Consider the following 20,877-nt stretch of genomic DNA (forward strand, 5'->3'; position numbering starts at 1 on the left):
AGTTTTCCCGCTGGAACATAACGTCAATTTCAAAACAAGTCAGGGCTTTCGCAAGCATCTGGATGCCCTCATCACGCGCCGGCAGAGTCTGACGCCTGTACACATGCCAGGCTGGCCCTACTGGGGCAGATGCAGCATGAGAACCTGACTTGCCTCGCGAATGTCCTTTTCAACTGCAGCGGCAAGGGCCTCGACATCCTTGTTGCGCAGGGCTGCAATCATGACGTCATGCTCATCATTGGCAATGGCATGAAAGCGGCCTTCATGTGCCAGCATATTGAGCCACGGCCCGGTTTGCAGCCAGCACAATCCGATCAGCTGCAACAGATAAGGCATGCCGGCTGCCGCATAGATGGCGAAATGGAAACTCTGATTATCCGCGAGATAATCAGAAAAGCGCCCTTCCGTGATGGCGACATGCATCGATACCCGTAAATTGACAAGCTGCTGCAACAGCGATTCCGAGACGGCATTGACAGCACTGCTTGCCGCCAGTGGCTCAAGCCGACAGCGTATCTCGGTGATTTCGCTGAACCGCGCCCGGGTCATTTCCGGCACACGTATCGAGCGGTTGGGCAACAGTTCCAGTGCACCTTCTGCAATCAATCGCTGCAAGGCTTCGCGCACTGGTGTTGCCGAAATGCCCAGACTGGCGCCCAGACCGCGCGTGGTCATTGTCTGTCCGGGCATGAACCGTCCCATACGCAAGGCATTGCGCAAGGCATTATAGGCCTGTTCATGTAACGGTTCGGAAGTGAGCTGAACAAAATCCATCACGTCTCTTTTGCCCCTGATACATCTGACAGATCAGACGTTATTCATTTTACCGCCACCTCAAAACACTGCTATTTCGGGCAGTCTTGCTGATTTCACTCATGATAGATGCGCTGTCGCCAATGCTTTTTCCATGGCCTCAAGGAAACGTTCAGCTTCAGCCTGCCGCATGATCAACTGCGGACGGATTTTCAGGATATTTGCCCCCGGCCCGGTTGCACTTATCAGAACGCCGTTGCGGCGAAGATTGTTCACCAGCGATGTCGCCAGAGCCGCGTTCGGCGCATTGGTCTGCCGATCCACGACACATTCCACGGCCAAGAATAAACCACTGCCGCGCACATCTGCAATGTCCTGCCTGCCGGCCGTGAGTGCTTTCAGACCCTCTTTCAGGAAATTTCCGGTTTTTTCTGCATTTTCCTGCAGTCCTTCCTCCTGAATGACATCCAGAACCGCCGTTGCAGCCGCAATGGCCACCGGATTGCCGCCAAATGTGTTGAAATAACGCGCCCTGACACCAAATTCGGCCACCAGATCCGGGCGAATCGCCACACCGGAAATTGGAAAACCATTGCCCATCGGCTTGCCCATCGTCACCATGTCGGGAATGACATCGTGGCGCTGGAACCCCCAGAATTTCTCACCCGTGCGGGCAAAGCCTGCCTGTACTTCATCGGCGATGAACAGGCCGCCTTCGGCATGGATCAGGTCAACGGCCGGTTTCAGAAAGCCGGCAGGATCGGGATAAAGCCCGTCGCTGGAAAAGATCGTGTCAACGATCAATGCCGCCGGTTCGATCCCGTCCTTGCGCATATCCTCAATGGCGGTTTTCAGATCCGCCGCCAGTTTCGCGCCCTGCTCTTCCATCGGCACGAACAATGCATTGGGCGCCGGAATGGTGCGCACGCGCTTGCCACGCTGGACATAATCGCCAAGCGAAGGCGAAATCTCCGCCACGGCCTCGGTCAGACCATGATAGGCAAGACTGGTTATGATGACGCCCTGGCGCCGGGTGAAAGAACGGGCAATGCGCAAGGCAAGATCATTGGCCTCAGAGCCGGTACAGGCAAACATCATGTGCCCAAGCTGCGGGGGCATGGTGGCCAGCAGCCGTTCGGCATAGTTCACAATGTCTTCATGCAGATAGCGCGTATGCGTATTCAGAATACCAAGCTGGCGGGTGATGGCGGCAACCACTTTCGGGTTGCAGTGCCCGACCGAGGCGACATTGTTATAAGCGTCGAGATATTTCCGCCCCTTGTTGTCATAGAGCCAGCAGCCCTCGCCCCGCACGACATGGATCGGCTCTTCATAAAACAGCCGGTAGGCCGGTCCAAGCGCCCTGAGGCGACGCTCAATCAGCGCACGATCCTCGGCATCGAGCTGTGCCGCCCTTGCCTGATCGAATGCATTTACCATAGTCATGGCATTCAATTCCTTTTCGAGCTGTTTGCCGCAGCGCGCAGCGCATCTACCGCCGCATCCATTCCAATATTCTCCAGCGTATCGATACCACGTAAGGAAGCCGCCTTGTTGCGCAGGATATAGGCCGCATTTTCCGGATAAAGCTGCGCACGCCATGCAGTGATGGCAAGCGTCGTGATGTGACGCAGCCTGATCAGATCAGGCAGCAGTTCCAGCTCCTCCTCCTCCAGTGGCAGCGCCTTCGTATAGCCGGCAATGATTTCCCTGACCAGATCAAGCCCATCCCCGCCATTTTCCCGGGCCTGGACATGATAGGAGCAGGCGATGGCCAGATCGCAGATGATCGGGGTAAACAGCATGTCGCCAAAATCGATGATGCCGGTTGGCCGGTTCGCCGCAACTGCATCGACCACAATATTGTGCGGGTTGAAATCATTATGCACCATCTGCGCGCGCAGGCGCGGAATACGTGGCGCGATTTCCGCTTTGAAATGGTCAAGTACATAGGTCAGGCGACGGCGCAGATCCTGATCTGCAACAGATTCGATCATCGGGCGCAGATGGTGCGCCTGTTTGATGTCCCATTGCAGGAAATGCCCGCCAGCCGGGTGGAAAAAGCCGCGCAGGCCAAGCGTCAGCCGCGCCAGCAGATTACCGAGCGCATGATGCAGACCCGGTGCCGGGGTCACTGCATGAAGCATCTTGCCTTCAAGATAGGACATCAGCCGCACAATATGCTGTCTGCCTGTCGCGCTGGTCACACTTGTCCATGCCTTTCCCTCCAGCGTGGCGTGGATACGCTGGACTGGCAGGGATGGATCGATCTTTGCCAGATGCATCAGTGCTGCCGTCTGCATGGCCGTGACGCCTTGCGGCTCTGCGTCATTGGTGATCTTCAGCAGCGCCTGTTCGCCAGTGGCAAGACGGATGCGGAAATTGGCGTCACGTTCGGACGATAACAGTTCCAGCTCACCCGTAATGCCATAAATGTCCCACGCGAGCCTTGCTGCAGCATCCGGATCAATGGCCGGCGGGGACTGGTTCAGCAGCGATGAGCCCGTTTCATTGGTGGCGCCCGGCGCCAGATTTGCATCGGTCGTGGCCAGAACAGGCGGCAGAGCGCTCTTCGAGCCAGTTTCCTTGAGAATAGACCGGGTTTTCAACACAAATATCCTTGCTCTACCGCTTATTTTAAAATGTCGAATTGCTGCCGCCAGCCAGGCATTCACCGCCATCCACGACCAGCGCATGGCCGGTTATAAAGGAAGAACGATCCGAGCAGAGGAACAGAACAGCTTCTGCTATTTCTTCCGGGCGTCCGAAACGTCCCATCGGCACCAGATTGCGCACCACATTTTCAAGCGCCGCACGACCACCCAGCTGTGTTTCGTAAGGCACATTGAATGGCGTATCAACCCAGCCCGGACACAACGCATTCACGCGAATGCCATCGCGCGCATATTCCAACGCAATCTGCTTGGTCATGGTGATGACGGCAGATTTGGTGGTGATATAGGCAAGCATGCCCTTGTCAAGAAAGACGCCAGCATTCGAGGCCGTGTTGAGGATCACTCCGCCGCCCTGTTTGCGCATGATCGGCAGGACGGCCCGGCAGGCGGCAAAATGCGCAACCACATTGATCTCATAGGATTTACGCATGTCGGTCGCATCGATTTCCTCCAGCGCGCCGGCAATCTGCACACCGGCGTGATTATGCAGAATGTTCAGTCCGCCATGTTTTGCCGCCACCGCTTCAAACAGTGCGCCAATGGCAGGTTCATCGGCAACATCAAGCTGTTGGGCTTCGGCGCGAAAACCCGATTGCAGGATAAGATCGACTGTTTCCCTCGCGCCTTCAAGATTGCGATCCGTTACAACGACATAGGCCCCATTGGCAGCAAGGATCTGTGCCGAGGCCCGGCCAATGCCGGAACCGGCTGCGGTGACGAGGGCAATTTTGCCTGAAAGAAGCGGTTGGGTCATGGCATCATTCCTTAAATGCGAAGTGACCGTTCGGTTTCAGCGTCGAACAGATGCAGCGCCTTGAGATCAGCATAGAATTGGGTGGTTTCGCCACGGCCTGGTTCCGTGCCCGGCTGCAGGCGGATGGTAACTTCGCGATCGCCAAGCTCACCAATGACATAGACTTCCGCGCCACATGGTTCGATCAGCGAGGCCGTGATTGCAAAGGCTGGCGCTTCCATACTGCGCGGGGCGACATGAAAAGCTTCCGGGCGGATACCCAGCAGAACGCGACGGCCATTTTCATCTTTCAGGTGAGCGAAAGCCGCTGGCAGGGCAAAGTTTGGACCCGATTCAACCATGATCTGGCCATCGCGCAGAACCGCTGGCAGCAGGTTCATTTCCGGCGAACCAATGAAGCTCGCAACAAAGGTCGAGACCGGGTAATTGTAGAGCTCATCCGGCGTGCCGATCTGCTCGATCCGGCCTGAACGCATAGCGACGATGCGGTCTGCCAGTGTCATGGCCTCGATCTGATCATGCGTCACATAAATGACCGTCTGCCTTTCTTCCAGATGCATGCGCTTGATCTCGGCGCGCATGGAGGTGCGCAATTGCGCATCAAGATTGGAAAGTGGTTCGTCAAAAAGATAGACTGCCGGATTGCGCACCATTGCCCGCCCCATGGCGACACGCTGGCGCTGGCCACCGGAAAGCTCACGCGGCTTGCGGTCCAACAGATGTTCGATACGCAGCATCTTCGCCGCGCGCTTCACCTGCTCGTCAATCTGGGCCTGCGGAACCTTCGCCAGCTTGAGGCTGAATCCCATGTTTTCTGACGCAGTCATGTGCGGATAGAGCGCGTATGACTGAAAAACCATGGCAATGTCTCGGTTTTTTGGTGACAATTTTGTGACATCGCGACCACCAATGCGGATCTCGCCGCCGCTGGTTGCCTCCAGTCCGGCAATCATGCGCAGCAATGTGGTCTTGCCACAACCCGATGGCCCCACCAGCACGACAAACTCGCCATCATTGACCGTCAGGTTGAGATCGCGAATGATGTCGATGGATCCAAAACTTTTGGACAGTTGAATGACTTCTACTTGTGCCAAAGGCGTATCTCCTAAAATCTCCTGGTAAACAGGCCACGCCGTTCATAAACCTCGGCGGCTTCGTGGATCAGCGCCGCAATACGCCTTGCGCCATAAGCGCTCAGCAACTCTTCCGCCCGATCGTGTAACTGTTGCGCATTGTGGGCGCGGCCCGGCCGCAGCAGCTCATAGGTGTCAAGCAGCAGGGGCTGCGGGACGACTGCCAGTTCTGCCGCGCGTTCCAGATTTTCCGCCAGCCGGTCATAGCCGCTTGCGCGCGCAATATCGGCCTGCATGCGCAATGTTTCCGGCGTAATGGCAAGGTCATCGGGTTTCACGCGGCCTGCGAGAACGGCTTCCAGCGTGAAATCGGACAGGCCCAGACCATTGGCAGTACGGATTTTTTCCGGTGCTTTTTCAGAAAGCGGGTAAAGGTCTCGTGGATCAGAAGTCATGCGTTGCGCTCCGCACAGGCAAAAAACATTTCTTCCGGTTCCGCACCGGGATCGGTCATTTCCGTCTCGATGGCATAGAGCAGCGCCACGCGCGGATGGTACCGTGCCCCCAGAGCCTGACCGTCATTGGCGACAATAATCGGCTCCGGCGTTTCACCCCATGTCATGCGCGCGGCATTGCGGCCCATGGCGCGATAGTGTTCAAGCGAAACCAATGGCGCATTGGAGAAAAGCTCAAGATTCATGTGCGGCAGGCGATCACGCTGATGGATGACAGCCGTACCTTTGGCCTGAATACCAATGCCATAACCCGAACCGGAAAGATGCGCGGCCGTAAGCCCAAGAAATGACGTATCCGCCGTATGCCTGATGCGCACCACGCGCGGCAAACCACCACCTTCAAGAATTCCTGCTGTCAGCGCTGCCAGCACGTCGGAAACCGAATGGCCTGCCGTGGTGCGTTGCAGCCGCTCGCCAAAGGCCGGGCTGATGCCGATCACCACTTCATGCGGATCGCGCCCCGTTTCAGCCTTGCCGATCGGATAGAATTGCGCGGCCCCTTCCGGCGGCTCATGACGACCTTCCGCATTCAGCACATGATCGCGGCCAATGACACCGCGAATATTCTTGATGCGGCTCCAGCGCGCATCATCCATGCGGTAGCCGGTGCCGGGCCCCTGATAATCATTGGGCTCATTGACGGCGCTCACCACCCTGCCATCACGGATGATCGCCGAGGTCTGAAGATAATCTCCACTGACGCGCTGTCGCAGCATGCCAAGCAGGTTTTCGGCCATGTCCTTATGACCACGCACGGCCAGTGCACGTACGACATCAAGAGCTGTCAGGCCGCGCCTTTCAATGGCCTGGCTGATTTCCAGCGTCTGTTTTGGCGTGAAAGTTGTCGTTTCATTCGATCCGGAAGCGACAATCACGCTCTGCTTCATCGCCTCATCGGCCTTGGCAAGACCAAGCTCCTCCAGCACATCGGCCAGCGCATCCACCGCTTCGCGTCGCAATTTCAGTGCCTCATCCTCCGACAGGGGCACCAGACCGCCATCGGCCTGGAAATCGCGCTGGAGCACCAGATACTCTTCCATCTCCTCGGCATTGATCAGCGATGGATTGAACGAATTGTCATAGGCCTTGACCGAACCAAAACCCGAGGTTAGCAGATCCGATCCGGCCAGAAGATAGGGGGTGATCTTGGCACCAACACGCACTTCCGATTCCGAAATGCGGGTGTCATTGCCAGATGCGCATTCAAGCCCAACCCAGACGGCCATCAGGTTTTCTGCCAGAAGCTCGCGAACACCACCCGGCATGGAGGCGGTCAGTGGCGCGCCATCAATACCGCCATTTTGCGTGCCCTGCACACCCATGGCGCGTTGCAGGCAGACACAGCGCGCTTCGAGATAAAGCACCGAACATTTCTCGTGAAACCCCATCAGCAGTTCGGACGAGGCGCCCGATGTACAGCGTGCCTTGATGCCACGTGAAGCATAGGCGGCAGTGAGAAAAGCCTTTGACCAGGGTGTATCATCGCCATCGATGAAGGACCGTTCCGTGCCGTAGACCGAGACGGTTTCGGCATAGGTGGCAAGACCGGCAAGGCCGATCTTCAGTTCCTCCGCCTCTTCGATCGAACACTGGAACAATGTATTGCCATCACCTGCCGCCGCTCCCACCGTACAGGCAAGCGCATTGGCCCAGGCATTACCGGCAACACGCATGGTGGTTTCGATCTCGTCAAAGCCGAAGCCGACAGCCACGGCGGCATCGGCTGCCAGTTGCAGCGGGTCATCCTTGGCATTGGTGACATGCGCCTGATTGCCAGGACTCAAGCGCTGACGCATTTTCGAATAGGCAAAGGTTGCTTCAAGCGCGGAAAGACAGCTGACCACCTGTGCCAGTTTCGCCGGTGTCATGCCGCGTGCAAGACGCATCAGTTCACTGCGCGGCACATGGATGTCCACCAGCATCCGCGCCACGACTTCATTGGGCAGCGCCATGGCCTCTTCTGCCACAGACGGATCAATGTGATAGGCGGCAATGAAACTATCAATAATATCGAAATCCTCGGCACGCTTACCGTCCATTTCGATGACTTTGCCATGCGCATCGATCTTCAGGCTGGGGTCTGGATCATAGGGGCTGCGGAAGACCGAAAAACCATGTTCCGGATTTTCTTCGGCAAAACTGTCAAGGCGCAGCGCACGCTGATCCCATTCCTTCATGCGGTTCCAGCGGATAGTCCTGTCTGAAGACGTCATGTTCAGCTCTCCTTCATGATGCGCAGCAGAACAAGTGTCAGCGCCACGACCGCGACAAGCAGGATGAACGAGACAGCCGCCGCCTGGCCGATATCGAGAAAGCGAAAACCAAGGCGATAGGCATAGAAGCTGATGGTTTCCGTGCTCTTGCCGGGCCCGCCCTGCGTCAGCATGTAGATCAGGTCATAGCTCTTCAGCGCACTGATCATGCGGATGAGCAGCGTGACAAGGATCACCGGACGCAGCATTGGCAACGTCACATGACGCAGGATCTGCAGCGCATTGGCGCCATCAATGCGCGCGGCTTCGATCGGATCAAGCGGGAGGGATTTCAAGCCTGCATAGAGCATCAACAGCATCAGCGATGTTTCGTGCCAGACATCGACAAAGATCACGGTTGCAAGCGCCAGATTGGGATCACCAAACCAGCCCTGTGCCGGAATGCCAACAAGGCCAAACAGCCAATTGATGATGCCCAGATTGGGATTGAACATCAGCCGGAACATCAAGGCGACGGCAACCGGCGTCATCAGCATGGGCAGCATCAGTACGACGAGGTAAAATTCACGAAAGCGCAGCCATGGCTGGTTGAGCAGCAGCGCCAGACCAAAGGCGATGAGGAATTCGATCACCACGACGAGAAAGGTGAGCTTCAGCGTCACCCATGAAACGCCGGCAAATTCCGCACTCATCATGACGGCATAATTCTGCAGGCCGATGAAATCACCCTGACCATAGGTCATGATATATTCATGCAGGCTCAGATAAAGCGAATAGAGCAGTGGGGCAGCCACAATCAGCGCCAGAACCAAGATGGTCGGCGTCATGAAGACGAATTTGTAAAAGCCGAGAGACAGGCCTTCACCCTTATTCAGCCGTGCGGATGATGCCATCATCGGGGTGGAAGTCGCATGTGACATGGCCGATTGATCCGTAATGGGTGGCAAAGAAGTGGCCGAAGTAAAATGGTGGCTTCGGCCCTAACCGAGACTAAGCGCTTATTTCAGCAGCGGATCACCACGGGTCAGCGCTGCCAGCTTGTCCTCGGCATTGGCTATTGCGGTTGCAGGATCAGTACCATTGGCCAGCACATCGCCCATGACTTCGGCAAAGACTTCAACAAGCTGGGTTGCACGCGACATGACCGGTAGGCCCTTTGCATGCGCCAGCGCATCGCCGACGCTCTGCATGGCCGGCCATTTATTGATGAAATCCTCGTTTTCATAGATCCAGGTCTGGGTTGGCTGACCACCCGCCATGGCGCGTTTCAGCGCAACATCCTTCGATTCAGCCCATTTGATGAATTCCCACGAGCAATCCGGGTTGGCGGCATTGGTCGGGATCGCCCAGCCCCATGCGCCAAGCAGGCTGTCCTTGCCCGGCATACGTGCAAAAGCCATCTTGTCGACGACCTGCGATTCCTTTGGATCCTGCAGGGTCGGCATCAGGAACAGATAGGAAATGGCGAATACCGCCTTGTCCTGCTTCAGCGCATTGGCAACATCATCGAAATTGGCACCAAGCGCGCCCGGCTGCGCGGCATTCTTCATCAGATCGGCATAGATGGTGATAGCCTTGATGCCTTCCGGAGAATCGAGCGTCGGCGTCCAGGTTTCGCGATTGTAGAAATCGGCCCCTTTCGAGAAGACATAATTGGTCGCTTCCATCACAACCGGATCAGCGCGCTGGCCAGCCATGGCCATGCCGGAACGGCCGGTCTGATCTTTGGTCCATTTGGCAACTTCGGCAAATTCTTCCAGCGTTTCCGGAATACGCCAGTCACGGCCAAATTTTTCCTTATAGGCTGCCTGGAATTCAGGACTTTCGACAATGTCCTTGCGGTAAAGCATACCCATCGCATAATGCCAGAATGGCAGCATATAGGTTGTGCCCTTGACCTGGCCGTTCACTTGCATCAGGGACGGAAAATAGACAGAGGTATCAATATTCTCGGCCTTGATGCGCTCATCCAGCGGCTGAATCCATTTGGCGGTAACGAATTCCCCCGCCCAATAGCTGTCCACGACGAGAACATCATAGGTTCCGGTATCAGCCGTGAGACTTGGCACCAGCTTTTCATGCATCAGCGAATAGTTGACTGCTTCCATATTCAGCTTGGCACCGGAAAGCTTTTCAAATTCGGGCGCAACCTCCATCAGGGCCGTGCTGTCCGGCACGGTTTCCAGCAAGAGGTTGAGTGTCACACCCTTGCAGACATCTTCTGGCGCGGCATAGGCGGCCGTCGCCAGAAACAGGGATGCTGCAGTAGCCAGAATTCCCATTTTTGAAGCATTCATCTTCTCGTTCCCTTTTTTGATTTTGAACTATTAATCTGTAAGGCTTGGTCACCCTTTGACCGCACCGGCATTGAGACCGGCAATCAAAAAGCGGCGAACAGTCAGATAGATGATGGCCATAGGCATCATTGCGAGAATGGTCGCAGCACTGACCGCACCGATGGCGGTCCCCTGCTGGGTCACAAGGCTGGAAATGGCAACCGGCAGCGTTTTGGTCTCCTGCCCCGAAAGCATCAGGGCGAACAGGAATTCGTTCCAGCACAGGACAAAACTCAGGATCGTCGCCGCCCCTATGCCCGGCAGTAGAGCCGGCACGATGATGCGGACAAAGGCCGTCAACGGCGTACAGCCATCAATGAGGGCGGCCTCATCAAGCTCGCGCGGTACGCGCTTCATGAAACTCATCAACAGCCAGACGACATAGGGCAGATTAAAGGCAAGATAGGCAAGGATCAGGCCCATATGCGAATTGGTCAGACCAATATCCTTGAAAATCAGGAAGAAGGGGATGACCAGCACGATCGGCGGCATCATCTGTGTGGCCAGAATGACAATCGGCATCGCCCTGCCGCCGGCATTGTAACGGTCAATCGCATAGGCTGCGAGCGCGCCAATCACAACCGCCAGAACCGTTGATGTCAGGGCTATGGTTACGCTGTTCATGAAAAAGGCGCCGAAATGAAACTCGGACAAGATCGTGCGGTAATTATCAAGCGTCGGCGTGAAGAAAAGCTTTGGCGGCAACTGATAGGCCGTAACCTTGTCAACAAAGGATGTGCGCAATACCCACAGCAATGGCGCCAAAATCAGGAGACTGCACAAGCCCAGAATACAATGGGTCAAAATCCGTACCAGCAAGGATGGTTGCATCGCACAGCCTGTTATTTGTTATAACACATAACAAATAACACACGCTGTCCGGCCATTTGTCAATGCGGATTTGTAGAAGCTGTAATCTTGTTGACACAGGTTGACGCGATCAGAATGCCGCAAGATAAACGCCTTGAAAAGACCTGCGCACGATCAGCCGCAAACAGCTGCAGACAAACAATATGTTGGAGCAATTCACCGTAAAATGTGAATTGCCTAATGAATATCGAGATGCGGTTTCAATGGCATGTCGTCCGTGACCGGAACTGTCTGACGCTCAATCATGCGATGGACGCGCGGTGGTTTGTCGCCGCGATGCAGCACACGCAGTTTCTCGTTAATATCGGCATCAGCCTGTGTCCGGCGCTGGTTATGGCGCACATATTCCACCCAGGTCGGCACATGATAGCTTTCCGTCCAGATTTCCGGATTTTCCAGATCACGCAACAGAACCCACTGACGTGCGCCGTCACGAATCCGGATACGGCGGCGCATGGTCATGGTGGCCAGAAATTCGGGAATATCTTCCTGCGCGATGATATAATCCACCATGATCATGATCGGGCCGCTGCGCGCACGAATATCCAGCTGCAGTTCCGGTTCGCTGAACTGATTGAGCGGATCCAGATTGAGCGATTCAAAATCAGGCTGGCGCAGGACAAGACCGATAGCCGCGCCAAACAACAGTACGAAAGCGGAAGCATAAAAGGCCGTCGGCACCGATGTGGCTTCGGCAAGCACGCCCCACAGCCAGCTTCCCACCGCCATACCGCCGAAGGTTGCCGTCTGATAAAGCGCCAAGGCGCGCCCGACCACCCAGCGCGGCGTTGACATCTGCACGCTGACATTGAACAGTGACAGCGCCTGCACCCAGGCCATGCCAGCTGGCAACAGGATCAGGCAGCTGAGCCAGATCTGCCTGCTCCACGCCATGCCCATGCAGCATAGGGCAAAGACGACGAACGCACTACGCACCTGCCATTCATTGCCAAGGATTTCGCGCAGGCGGGCGCTGGTCAGCGCGCCCATGATCGCGCCAAGGCCGAAAAAGCCCAGCATCATGCCATAGGTCAGCGCCGTACCCTGAACGATATCGCGGGCAACCAGCGGCAGAAGCGCCAGCACGACGACCGCTGACAGACCAAACAGGAAACCGCGCAGCATGACTTTCAGCAGGTTCGGCGACATCAGCACATAGCGCATGCCCGCCATCATCGCCGCACCCAGCGTTTCGCGCGGCAATGGCGACTTTTCCGTCTTGCGTTCCCAGCGACTCAAGGCAACGATCAGCGGAACATAGCTCACCGCATTGAGCAGAAAGGCAAAGGCAGCCCCGGCGGTCGCGACAATGAAACCGCCAATGGCCGGACCGATACTGCGCATGATGTTGAAGCTCATGCTGTTGAGTGCCACAGCTGCCGGCAGATCAGAACGTGGCACAATATCGCCAACCGATGCCTGCCATGACGGATTGTGCAAGGCGGTGCCGCAGCCAATCAGAAAGGTAAAGCCGAGCAGCATCCATGGCGTGAGCATGTTGAGATAGGAAAAAGCCGCCAGCACAAATGAAATGACAAGCAGCAGTATCTGCGCCGCCAGCATGATCCGCCGGCGGTCGAAATTATCCGCCAGGGCGCCAGCTGCCACGGAAAAGATCATCACCGGCAGTGCCGTGGACGCCTGAACCAGCGCAACCATATCGTCCGACTGGGTGATCGTGGCCATCATCCAGCCTGCGCCAACAGACTGGACCAGCCCACCCAGGTTGGATGCAAGTGTCGCACCCCAGAGAGATCGGTAGGTTCTTGACTGAAATGGAGCGAGGGATGAAGCTCTTTGTGGCACCCAGACGACCTCGTAATAAATTCCGCCGGCACTTCATGCCTGACCGCGCAGACATGAAGCAGCCAGTTTACGTGTTTCCAGAACTTGCACAAGCCACCCTATGCCATAGGACGAATGTGCAATTTTCTGGAATAAAATTGCGTTCAAATCATGAAATGGCGCCATGTCCGCACTCTCCATCCACCTTGTCGCGGACGTTCTGCCATCTGTAACACACTTTCTGAAAGCTACAGGTCTTTGCAAAAATCCGTCGCTTGACGCCGGCCCGCCAATCACGAAATGTATGGATCGATCGTTGCCAGGTTCAGGAAAAGTGGAACCTTTTTCCGTCCGCGGCTGCGAAAAGAACAATCTGTCAGGGCAATTCAGCGTTTCCGCAAAAATCCGAATTGCCTCAAGAATGACGCAACAGAGCTCGTGTTCTGGATGAACGGATCCCGTTTTGCGCGTATCCGGCCAAATCGATCTTTGGAGAAGACATGGGAACGATTTTGCACCAAGCCTTTGATGCAGCGGGCGAATGCGCAGAATTGTTTCGCAACACGCCCTGGCATGCTACCTCGCTGGGCGCGTCGGAAAACTGGCCGATGGAGCTGCGTACCATGGTTCAGGTTGTTCTGCAGGCAAGACAACCCATGGGCGTCATCTGGGGCGACGAGCGTGTCCTGATCTATAATGATGCCGCAGCCAGCCTGTTGCACGCCAACCATCCAGCAGCTTTTGGCAAGCCAGTCGGTACGGCACTTGAGCCGCATTACTATCAGCGCATGGAGCCATATATCGCCGCAGCCTACCGCGGCATCAGTTCCATCGAACCCCGATCCGCCATCGCCGGAAATGCAGATCTGTCGACGTCAAGATCAGAATTGTCCCTGTCCTACACCCCTATTTATTGCGATGGACGCATTGCAGGCCTGTTCTGGTGCGGCAATGACTGGTCCGCGCGCAATGCCTTGCAGAAAAGAAGCGAGCGCGAACGCCAGTTCCTCAAGACATTCTTTGAGTCATCCCTTGGTGCCGTGGCGCTGACGGAGGGGCCCAATCATGTCATCACCTATGCCAATGAGGAATATGTCAAGCTGCTGGGCCATCGTGATCTGATCAACTGCACGGCCGAGCAAGCAATCCCCGAACTCGTGCCGCAAGGCTTCATTACCCTGCTGGATGAAGTTCTTGCCACCGGCAAGCCGCATATTGGCAAATTGGTTAACGTCATCCTGCAGAATACAATGGATGCCCATCCGGAGCATAAGGTCGTCGATTTCGTTTATCACCCATTATTCAATGATGACGGAACCTGCGACCGAGTCTTTGTGCAGGCCATTGACATTACAGAACGGCATATGCTGCACCGCGAACTGGCGCATCGCCTGAAAAACCAGCTTGCAGTGGTGCAATCCATTGTCAATCTGACCTTGAAAAGCGGCAAGGATCTGAATGATGCCGTGAAAGTGCTGACCGAGCGCATTGCCGTTCTGGCGCGGGCGCAGGATGTCGTCATCAGCGGCAATGTAGATGATCGCAACATTGAAAGAGTCATCCGCGAAGCGCTTGCCTGGCAAAGCGATGAACGCATTTACATCCACGGCCCGCAACTGACCATTGGCACGCGCCAGGCTTTGTCACTTGCCCTGATCATACATGAATTGCTGACCAACGCCTTGAAATATGGCGCTCTTTCAACACCATCCGGCAAGGTTGAACTGCATTGGCGCATCGAGGGCCACAATATGGTGAAACGTTTTATTCTGAACTGGACGGAAAGCGGCGCCCCTGACGTTGAGCCGCCCGCACATAAAGGGGTCGGTACACGTCTCATCCAAGCCGGCATTTCCGGAACGCGCAATGGTACGACCAGTCTGCAATTCATGCCGCAAGGCCTGCGCTTTACGCTTTCAGCCGATCTCGCATCCCTGCAAAAGGACTATTAGCACATCGTCTGTCTGATGCCTCTGTTGCTGCCTTCGCGCCGGAATCACCAGGCATGCGCCATCTGATCAAAAGCTGCAGGGGCGCTAACCGATCCATCAGACAACGCCGCATAAAGATCTGCAGTCGCCCACTGCAAGCGCCGATCACGCAGCTCCATTTCAATCACCCGATACGCGGCATGGCTTATCCGGTACACATGCCTGGCGCCCACCATATCGGTTGCGCGCGGCGTTCGCATTCAGTAATAGCTCATATAATGAAAACGCTTCATTAAAACTTTTCATTCCGCGTCGATTTTCCGTCCCAAAAGCCAGATTTGACACCCAAAATAATGCCTATTTTTTGACCCTTTGCCTATTTTATGAACATGGCTTTTTTGCATTAATGGAGCTATTCAGAATTTTTTATTCAATGATTTCAATATGATAAAAATTTTGTTGTATCTGGAGAAGCGTCTCGCTGCAAATCCCGCTTGACTCTTTAACGCAAGCGAATATCCATTCACCTTCAAATGAAACGCTTCATTTTCAATCGGTCATCCGGTGCATCGATGATCGATTGTTCCGTTCCAAACCTTAGGGAGGACATTGATGTACCGTAAATTGATCGGCCTTCTGGCCGGTAGTGTTGCCTATGCAGCAACCAGCCTTGCTGCTGGCGCCTGCGAGATCAAGATCGGCGCGACTGGCCCGCTTTCGGGTGCAGCCACCCAATGGGGGCTGGCCATCAAGGGCGCGGCTGACTTTGTTGCAGCCGAAGTCAATGCCAAGGGTGGCCTCAAGGTAGGCGATGAAACCTGCACACTCTCCGTTGTACCGATCGACGCGAAATACACGGCTGAAGGTGCGGCTGCTGCTGCCAACAATTTCGTCAGCCAGGGCGTGAAATTTGTTCTTGGGCCGATGGGTGCGCCGGAAGTAACCGGCATGAAGCCGATCGCAACCCGCAACAAGATCCTGATGATGAGCGACAGCTATGCGCGTGATGCCATTGGCCCACGCTGGCCGCTGACCTTCCACATGGGCCCTGGCCCGGCAGCCTGGGGTGACCCGATCGTCAAGCTCGCCAAGGAACAGTTTGGCGTGAAGAAGGCGCTCACCATCGCCACCAATGACCAGGCTGGCACGGACGTTGCCGAAGTGGTTGCCGACATCTATGAAAAGAACGGCATTCCGACCACCAAGGAATATTACCAACGCGGCACGACCAACTTCGCTCCAATTGTTACGCGCATCATCGCCGCCAATCCGGACGTTGTTGACACGGTTTCTTCGCCTCCGGGGGATGCCGGCATTCTGGTCAAGCAGCTGCGTCAGGCTGGCTATAAGGGCATTATCGGCCGCCTCGGTGGCCCGGGCACGGCAGAAATCCTGCGCGTTGCCGGTGGCGCTGACGTCGTTGGCGATTTCTACTGGTTCGAGCCTGTCTTCATCGACGAAAATGTCCGCAAGCTGCAGGACAGCTATCGCGAACTGCTGAAGTCCGAACCGCCGGAAAACAACTTCTTCTACCTCTTCGTTGCCGGCGGCCGTGCTCTGGCTCAGGCCATTGAAAAGGCTGGCACCTACGAAGACACCCAGAAAGTTGCCGAAGCTCTGCGCTCGATCAACGTTGTTGACCCGAACCTCGGCGAAGGCCGCTGGATCGGTCAGGCAACCTACGGCATCAACCAGGAACTTTCGTTGCCTTTCGGCATCGGAACCATCCGCAATGGTGTTGAACAGCCTGTCGTGCGTGTTGAAGCGCCGGTTGAACGCTAACCAGTATATGTGAGAACAAAATCGTGGACGGCTTTATCTCTGCTGGCCTCATAGGGCTATCCCTTGGTGCACAATATGCGTTGCTTGCGCTTGGCTTTACGCTGATCTTCGGGATTCTGGGCGTTGTTAACTTCGCGCATGGCGGTTTTTATCTTCTTGGAGGATATATCGCATATCTTTGCGTATCTTGGGCAAACCTGCCCTATCCGCTGGCAGTGGTTTGCGCCACGTTCGCGACGGCGTTTCTCGGATATATCTTCGAGCTTCTGCTCCTCGAAAGGGTCGCCAATGATCATCTGGCGACCCTGATCATCACGCTCGGCCTTTACCTTGTCATGGGAACCTCGGTGATCGTCATCTTTGGTCCTGATGCGCCTTTGTTCCAGTTCCCGGTCAATACGGTCCTGCAATTCGGCGGCATCTATCTGCCGCTTGCCAATCTTATCGTATTCCTTGTCTGTTTTGCGGCTATCGGCATTACCTATGCGCTTATCTATCGCACCAACTTTGGCCGTAGCCTGCGCGCGCTGTCCGAAGACCGTGCGGTCGCAGTCGCGCTCGGAATCCGTGCACGACTGATGTTCCCGCTCGCCTTTGCATTGGCGACAGGACTTGCCGGCATGACCGGCGCTCTCGTCACCCCCATCCTGTCGCTGACACCACATGCAGGCGACCCGGTACTGGCCTCGTCGTTCCTCGTGGTCATTCTGGGCGGTCTCGGCAGCCTTGGCGGCGCAACCATTGCCGCTTTCCTCGTTGGCCTCATTGAAGCCTATGCAGCCGTCTATCTCGGCGGCTCCAAAGGCGCGCTGATGCTGTTCGTGCTCGTTCTTATCGTTCTTCTGGTGAAGCCTACCGGCCTCATGGGAACCCAGACGCGCGGAGCCTGAATATGTCCAAGAAAACCACAGTCAAGCGCGTTCTGCCCGGCGAAATCATCGCCCTTGCTGCAATGCTTGGCGCGCTTGCGCTGCCCTTCTATGTCACCGATGCAGCAACCGTTTCGGTTGTCACCCAGTTCATGATCGCCGCCATGGGGGCGCTCAGCGTCTATATCATGCTGCGCATGGATCTGATGTTTTTCGCAGTTCCCGCTTTCATGGCCATTGGCGGTTATGCGGCTGCGATCTTGAGCTTCAACTATGATGTGACGGATCTCTTTATCCTGTCCATCATCGCCTTTGGCCTGCCGTTCCTGATCGCCATTCCGGTCGGCCTTCTGGTTCTGCGCATGAAGGGCGTCTACTTCGTCCTCGTGACTTTCGTCATGGCCGAAATCATGCCGCTGCTTCTGTTTGAAACCCCGAACCTGACGGGTGGGTCGAACGGTATTTCAGGTCTGCCGCCAGTCACGCTTTTCGGCAATATCTATATCGAGGACAACAACACCGTCCTTTTGATGATCACCGGCCTTGCAGCCTTTGCAACCTTGATTACCGTTGCCGTAACCGCCTATTTCCGTCCGCAGTTCGACTCCATCCGCGAGGATGAGCTGCTGGCACAGAGCCTTGGTCTTGTCATCGCCAAGTACAAGATCATCGGTTTCTGCTTTGCCTCAGGCATTGCCGGTCTTGCCGGCTTTGCACTGGCTGAAATGCTGATGACCGCGCATCCATCGTCCTTCTCGGCCATGTCGTCGGTCAACTATGTCGCCTACACCATCGTTGGTGGCCAGGGTGCTATCCTGGGGCCCTTGCTTGGTTCCGCATTGCTGGTCTGGGCGTCGAACATCTTCAGTATGCAGGGTGAAATTTCACAAGGCCTGTTCGGCGTTCTGCTGATCGCTGCCGTGATTTTCGCCAAGGGTGGCCTCATTGGCGTGGCTCAGCGCTGGGCCAAGCGCCTTGCCGCGCCGAAGGCTAACGCCAATGCTCTCAATGCCGGGAAGAAATCAGCATGACCGACACTTCCGCTAAAACCACCCCCCTGCTGCAAACGCACAAGATTTCCAAGCAGTTCGGCGGCAACAAGGTCTTCAATGAAATCAGCATTTCGCTCGACAAGGGCAAGGTGCTCGGCGTCATCGGCCCGAATGGTGCCGGCAAGACGACGTTGATCAATGTCATCTCCGGTCAGCTTCAGCCGACCAGCGGCGAGATCCTGCTTGAAGGCCGCAATGTCACGCCGGCAAGCTTCCATGCCCGCAGTGCGATGGGCCTGGTACGCACCTTCCAGCAGACCAAGGCGTTCAAGACTGCGACGGTTCTGGAAAATCTCCAGCGCGCCCAGCTGTTCAGCAAGAAGGGCATGGCGCTGGATGCGCCCTATGTCACCGCACTTCTCGACTTTGCCGGGCTTGCCAGCCGCATGGATCAGGTTGCCGATACCCTGCCTTATGGCATGCAGAAAATGCTTGGCCTGATGATGGCCTTCGTCACTGAACCACGCATTCTGCTGCTCGACGAACCGGCTGCCGGACTTGAAAAAGACGAACGTTTCTTCATCGACCGCTATGTCGAAGCGGCCATGCGTGAGCTTGGCTGCGGCGTGCTTCTGGTCGAGCACGACATGGAGCTGGTCAAGCGTCTTTGCCCGCGTATTTGCGTTCTTGATGGCGGCAAGCTGATTGCCGAAGGAACCCCGGCTGAAGTCCTGTCGCGCCGCGACGTGATCGAAGCCTATCTCGGAAGCGCAGCTGACGAGGAGGTCTCGCATGCTTGAAATCAGTAATCTCACAGTCCGCTATGGCGGTATCACAGCGATGAGCGATCTGTCGCTCACCGTACCACGCGGCGAAACCGTTATTCTGGTTGGCGCCAATGGTGCAGGCAAGTCGAGCCTCATCAATGCCATCATCGGCATGGTTCCGGTCGCCAAGGGCTCGATCAAGCTTGATGGCGTGGAACTGACCAAGATCGCGCCTTACAACCGCGCCGGCTGCGGCATTGGCTATTCTCCAGAAGGCCGGCGCGTCTTCCCGACCATGACGGTTCGTGACAATGTGCTGGCCGGTGCATCACGTCTTGGCCGCGCCAAGCAGAACCAGGTCTATGAAAAGCTGTCGACGCTTTTCCCGATGCTTGCCACCCGCGCCAATGATGCTGCCGGTATTTTGAGCGGTGGTCAGCAGCAGATGGTGGCCATTGCCCGCGCCTTGAGCTCGTCGCCAAAGCTGCTTCTGCTTGATGAGCCTTTCCTTGGCCTTGCCCCCGTCTGGATCCAGCAGATCTCTGATGCCATCCGCCATTTCCGTGAGGAAGGCATTACCGTTCTCATGACCGAACAGATGGCGGTTCCGGCGCTGAAGGTTGCCACTTACGGCTATGTCATCCGCAACGGCCACATCCTGCGTGGCGGCACGGTGGATGAACTGCGCGGTGCAGCACTGGCGGAGGAATATCTATGAACCTGCCCCCCCTTTCCGGTGACAAATATCGTCTTCTGACCGTGCTTTATGCGACAAGCCCGGCAGATCGCGCGGCACAGCATAACTTTCTTGCTGCCGTCGATTTTCACGATGTGCCGATGCCGCTTGATTTCTTTGTCTGGGTTGCGATCTCCGACAATCGTGTCGTGCTGATCGACAGCGGTGCGGACAAGGAAACCTGCGACCGTCGTGGCCACATCTTCTACCGCTGCCCGACCGAGGCGCTCAAGGGCCTTGGCATTCAGCCGGAAGATGTCAGCGATGTCGTCGTCACCCACATGCATTGGGATCATCTTGGCAATCTGGAAAAATTCCCGAATGCCACGATCCATGTCCATAAGGCTGAAATGGCCCATGCGACGGGCTGCGGCATGTGCCATGACATGCTGCGCAAGCCTTATGATGTCGAACAGGTTTGCACTGTCCTGCGTGCCCTTTATGCAGGACGGGTTTCCTTCACGGAAACTGCAACAGAAATCGTGCCGGGCATCCGTATTCGTCCCGTTGGAGGCCATGCGCCGGGGCTTCAGATTGTTGAAGTGCTCACCGGCCGCGGCACGATCATACTTGCCTCAGACGCCATGCATTTTTACGCCAATGCCGCACTCGGCAACCCCTATCCGGTTGTCGTCAATGTCATGGACTATCTGAACGGCCTCACCCTTTTGCGCAAGATTGCCGAGTCACCGGATCACATCGTTCCGGGCCACGATCCGAAATTGCGCGAAGTCTTTCCGCCAGTACCCGAAATCGAAGCCGCGTGGGACGTCTCTCTGCCGCCGCTAGCCACTTCCGATCAGGCCTGACGTCAATCCCTGCCAAC

At 56.1% G+C, this 20,877-nt stretch carries 18 protein-coding genes; 7 read left to right on the top strand and 11 right to left on the bottom strand.

Annotation, left to right across the window (positions count from 1 at the left end; translation table 11 throughout):
- Positions 1-117 precede the first annotated feature (117 nt).
- The 11 genes from ACFO1V_RS01910 to ACFO1V_RS01960 form a co-directional block, all read right to left on the bottom strand.
- A complete protein-coding gene (locus ACFO1V_RS01910) occupies positions 118-774 on the bottom strand; it encodes a GntR family transcriptional regulator (protein ID WP_374831480.1) in 657 nt (218 codons plus the stop codon).
- Positions 775-873: 99 nt separating this feature from the next.
- On the bottom strand, positions 874-2,199 hold the full coding sequence (locus ACFO1V_RS01915) for an aspartate aminotransferase family protein (protein ID WP_374831482.1): 1,326 nt from the start codon (positions 2,197-2,199) through the stop codon (positions 874-876).
- Positions 2,200-2,204: 5 nt separating this feature from the next.
- Positions 2,205-3,362 (bottom strand): phosphotransferase, encoded by a 1,158-nt coding sequence (locus tag ACFO1V_RS01920; protein WP_374831484.1) that lies wholly within the window; start codon positions 3,360-3,362, stop codon positions 2,205-2,207.
- A gap of 28 nt (positions 3,363-3,390) precedes the next feature.
- Positions 3,391-4,182 carry an SDR family NAD(P)-dependent oxidoreductase gene (locus ACFO1V_RS01925; protein ID WP_374831486.1) on the bottom strand — a complete coding sequence of 264 codons (792 nt, stop codon included), beginning with the start codon at positions 4,180-4,182 and terminating at the stop codon, positions 3,391-3,393.
- 11 nt (positions 4,183-4,193) lie between these two features.
- The gene (locus tag ACFO1V_RS01930) at positions 4,194-5,276 is read right to left on the bottom strand and encodes an ABC transporter ATP-binding protein (protein ID WP_374831488.1); all 1,083 of its coding nucleotides are present in this window, start codon (positions 5,274-5,276) and stop codon (positions 4,194-4,196) included.
- A gap of 11 nt (positions 5,277-5,287) precedes the next feature.
- Complete coding sequence (locus ACFO1V_RS01935; RefSeq protein ID WP_374831490.1) at positions 5,288-5,710, bottom strand: diol dehydratase small subunit; 423 nt, start codon at positions 5,708-5,710, stop codon at positions 5,288-5,290.
- On the bottom strand, positions 5,707-7,983 hold the full coding sequence (locus tag ACFO1V_RS01940; protein ID WP_374831492.1) for a propanediol/glycerol family dehydratase large subunit: 2,277 nt from the start codon (positions 7,981-7,983) through the stop codon (positions 5,707-5,709). The genes ACFO1V_RS01935 and ACFO1V_RS01940 overlap by 4 nt, the downstream gene beginning before the upstream one ends.
- A gap of 2 nt (positions 7,984-7,985) precedes the next feature.
- Positions 7,986-8,903: a carbohydrate ABC transporter permease gene (locus ACFO1V_RS01945; protein WP_374831494.1), complete on the bottom strand. Its 918-nt coding sequence runs from the start codon at positions 8,901-8,903 to the stop codon at positions 7,986-7,988.
- A 78-nt stretch (positions 8,904-8,981) separates the two neighbouring features.
- Positions 8,982-10,280, bottom strand: a complete 1,299-nt coding sequence (locus ACFO1V_RS01950) for an extracellular solute-binding protein (protein ID WP_374831496.1) — start codon at positions 10,278-10,280, stop codon at positions 8,982-8,984.
- A gap of 48 nt (positions 10,281-10,328) precedes the next feature.
- Positions 10,329-11,150, bottom strand: a complete 822-nt coding sequence (locus ACFO1V_RS01955; RefSeq protein WP_374831498.1) for a carbohydrate ABC transporter permease — start codon at positions 11,148-11,150, stop codon at positions 10,329-10,331.
- Between the two features lie 216 nt (positions 11,151-11,366).
- Positions 11,367-12,995 carry an MFS transporter gene (locus tag ACFO1V_RS01960; protein WP_374831500.1) on the bottom strand — a complete coding sequence of 543 codons (1,629 nt, stop codon included), beginning with the start codon at positions 12,993-12,995 and terminating at the stop codon, positions 11,367-11,369.
- 479 nt (positions 12,996-13,474) lie between these two features.
- On the opposite strand from ACFO1V_RS01960, the gene ACFO1V_RS01965 reads away from it, so the two are divergent.
- From ACFO1V_RS01965 to ACFO1V_RS01995, 7 genes are all read left to right on the top strand, one after another.
- Entirely contained in the window at positions 13,475-14,926 is a 1,452-nt protein-coding gene (locus ACFO1V_RS01965; RefSeq protein WP_374831502.1) for an HWE histidine kinase domain-containing protein, read from the top strand.
- Between the two features lie 591 nt (positions 14,927-15,517).
- Positions 15,518-16,687 (top strand): ABC transporter substrate-binding protein, encoded by a 1,170-nt coding sequence (locus ACFO1V_RS01970; protein WP_374831504.1) that lies wholly within the window; start codon positions 15,518-15,520, stop codon positions 16,685-16,687.
- A 23-nt stretch (positions 16,688-16,710) separates the two neighbouring features.
- Positions 16,711-17,577 (top strand): branched-chain amino acid ABC transporter permease, encoded by an 867-nt coding sequence (locus ACFO1V_RS01975; protein ID WP_374831506.1) that lies wholly within the window; start codon positions 16,711-16,713, stop codon positions 17,575-17,577.
- 2 nt (positions 17,578-17,579) lie between these two features.
- On the top strand, positions 17,580-18,587 hold the full coding sequence (locus tag ACFO1V_RS01980) for a branched-chain amino acid ABC transporter permease (RefSeq protein ID WP_374831508.1): 1,008 nt from the start codon (positions 17,580-17,582) through the stop codon (positions 18,585-18,587).
- Positions 18,584-19,348, top strand: coding sequence for an ABC transporter ATP-binding protein (locus tag ACFO1V_RS01985; RefSeq protein WP_374831510.1), 765 nt, complete (start codon positions 18,584-18,586; stop codon positions 19,346-19,348). Before ACFO1V_RS01980 ends, ACFO1V_RS01985 begins: the two co-directional genes overlap by 4 nt.
- Positions 19,341-20,033 (top strand): ABC transporter ATP-binding protein, encoded by a 693-nt coding sequence (locus ACFO1V_RS01990; RefSeq protein ID WP_374831512.1) that lies wholly within the window; start codon positions 19,341-19,343, stop codon positions 20,031-20,033. The genes ACFO1V_RS01985 and ACFO1V_RS01990 overlap by 8 nt, the downstream gene beginning before the upstream one ends.
- Complete coding sequence (locus ACFO1V_RS01995) at positions 20,030-20,860, top strand: N-acyl homoserine lactonase family protein (RefSeq protein ID WP_374831513.1); 831 nt, start codon at positions 20,030-20,032, stop codon at positions 20,858-20,860. The genes ACFO1V_RS01990 and ACFO1V_RS01995 overlap by 4 nt, the downstream gene beginning before the upstream one ends.
- Positions 20,861-20,877 lie beyond the last annotated feature (17 nt).

Origin of the sequence: Daeguia caeni, assembly GCF_042653845.1 — a bacterium.
GTDB classification, from domain to species: domain Bacteria; phylum Pseudomonadota; class Alphaproteobacteria; order Rhizobiales; family Rhizobiaceae; genus Brucella; species Brucella caeni.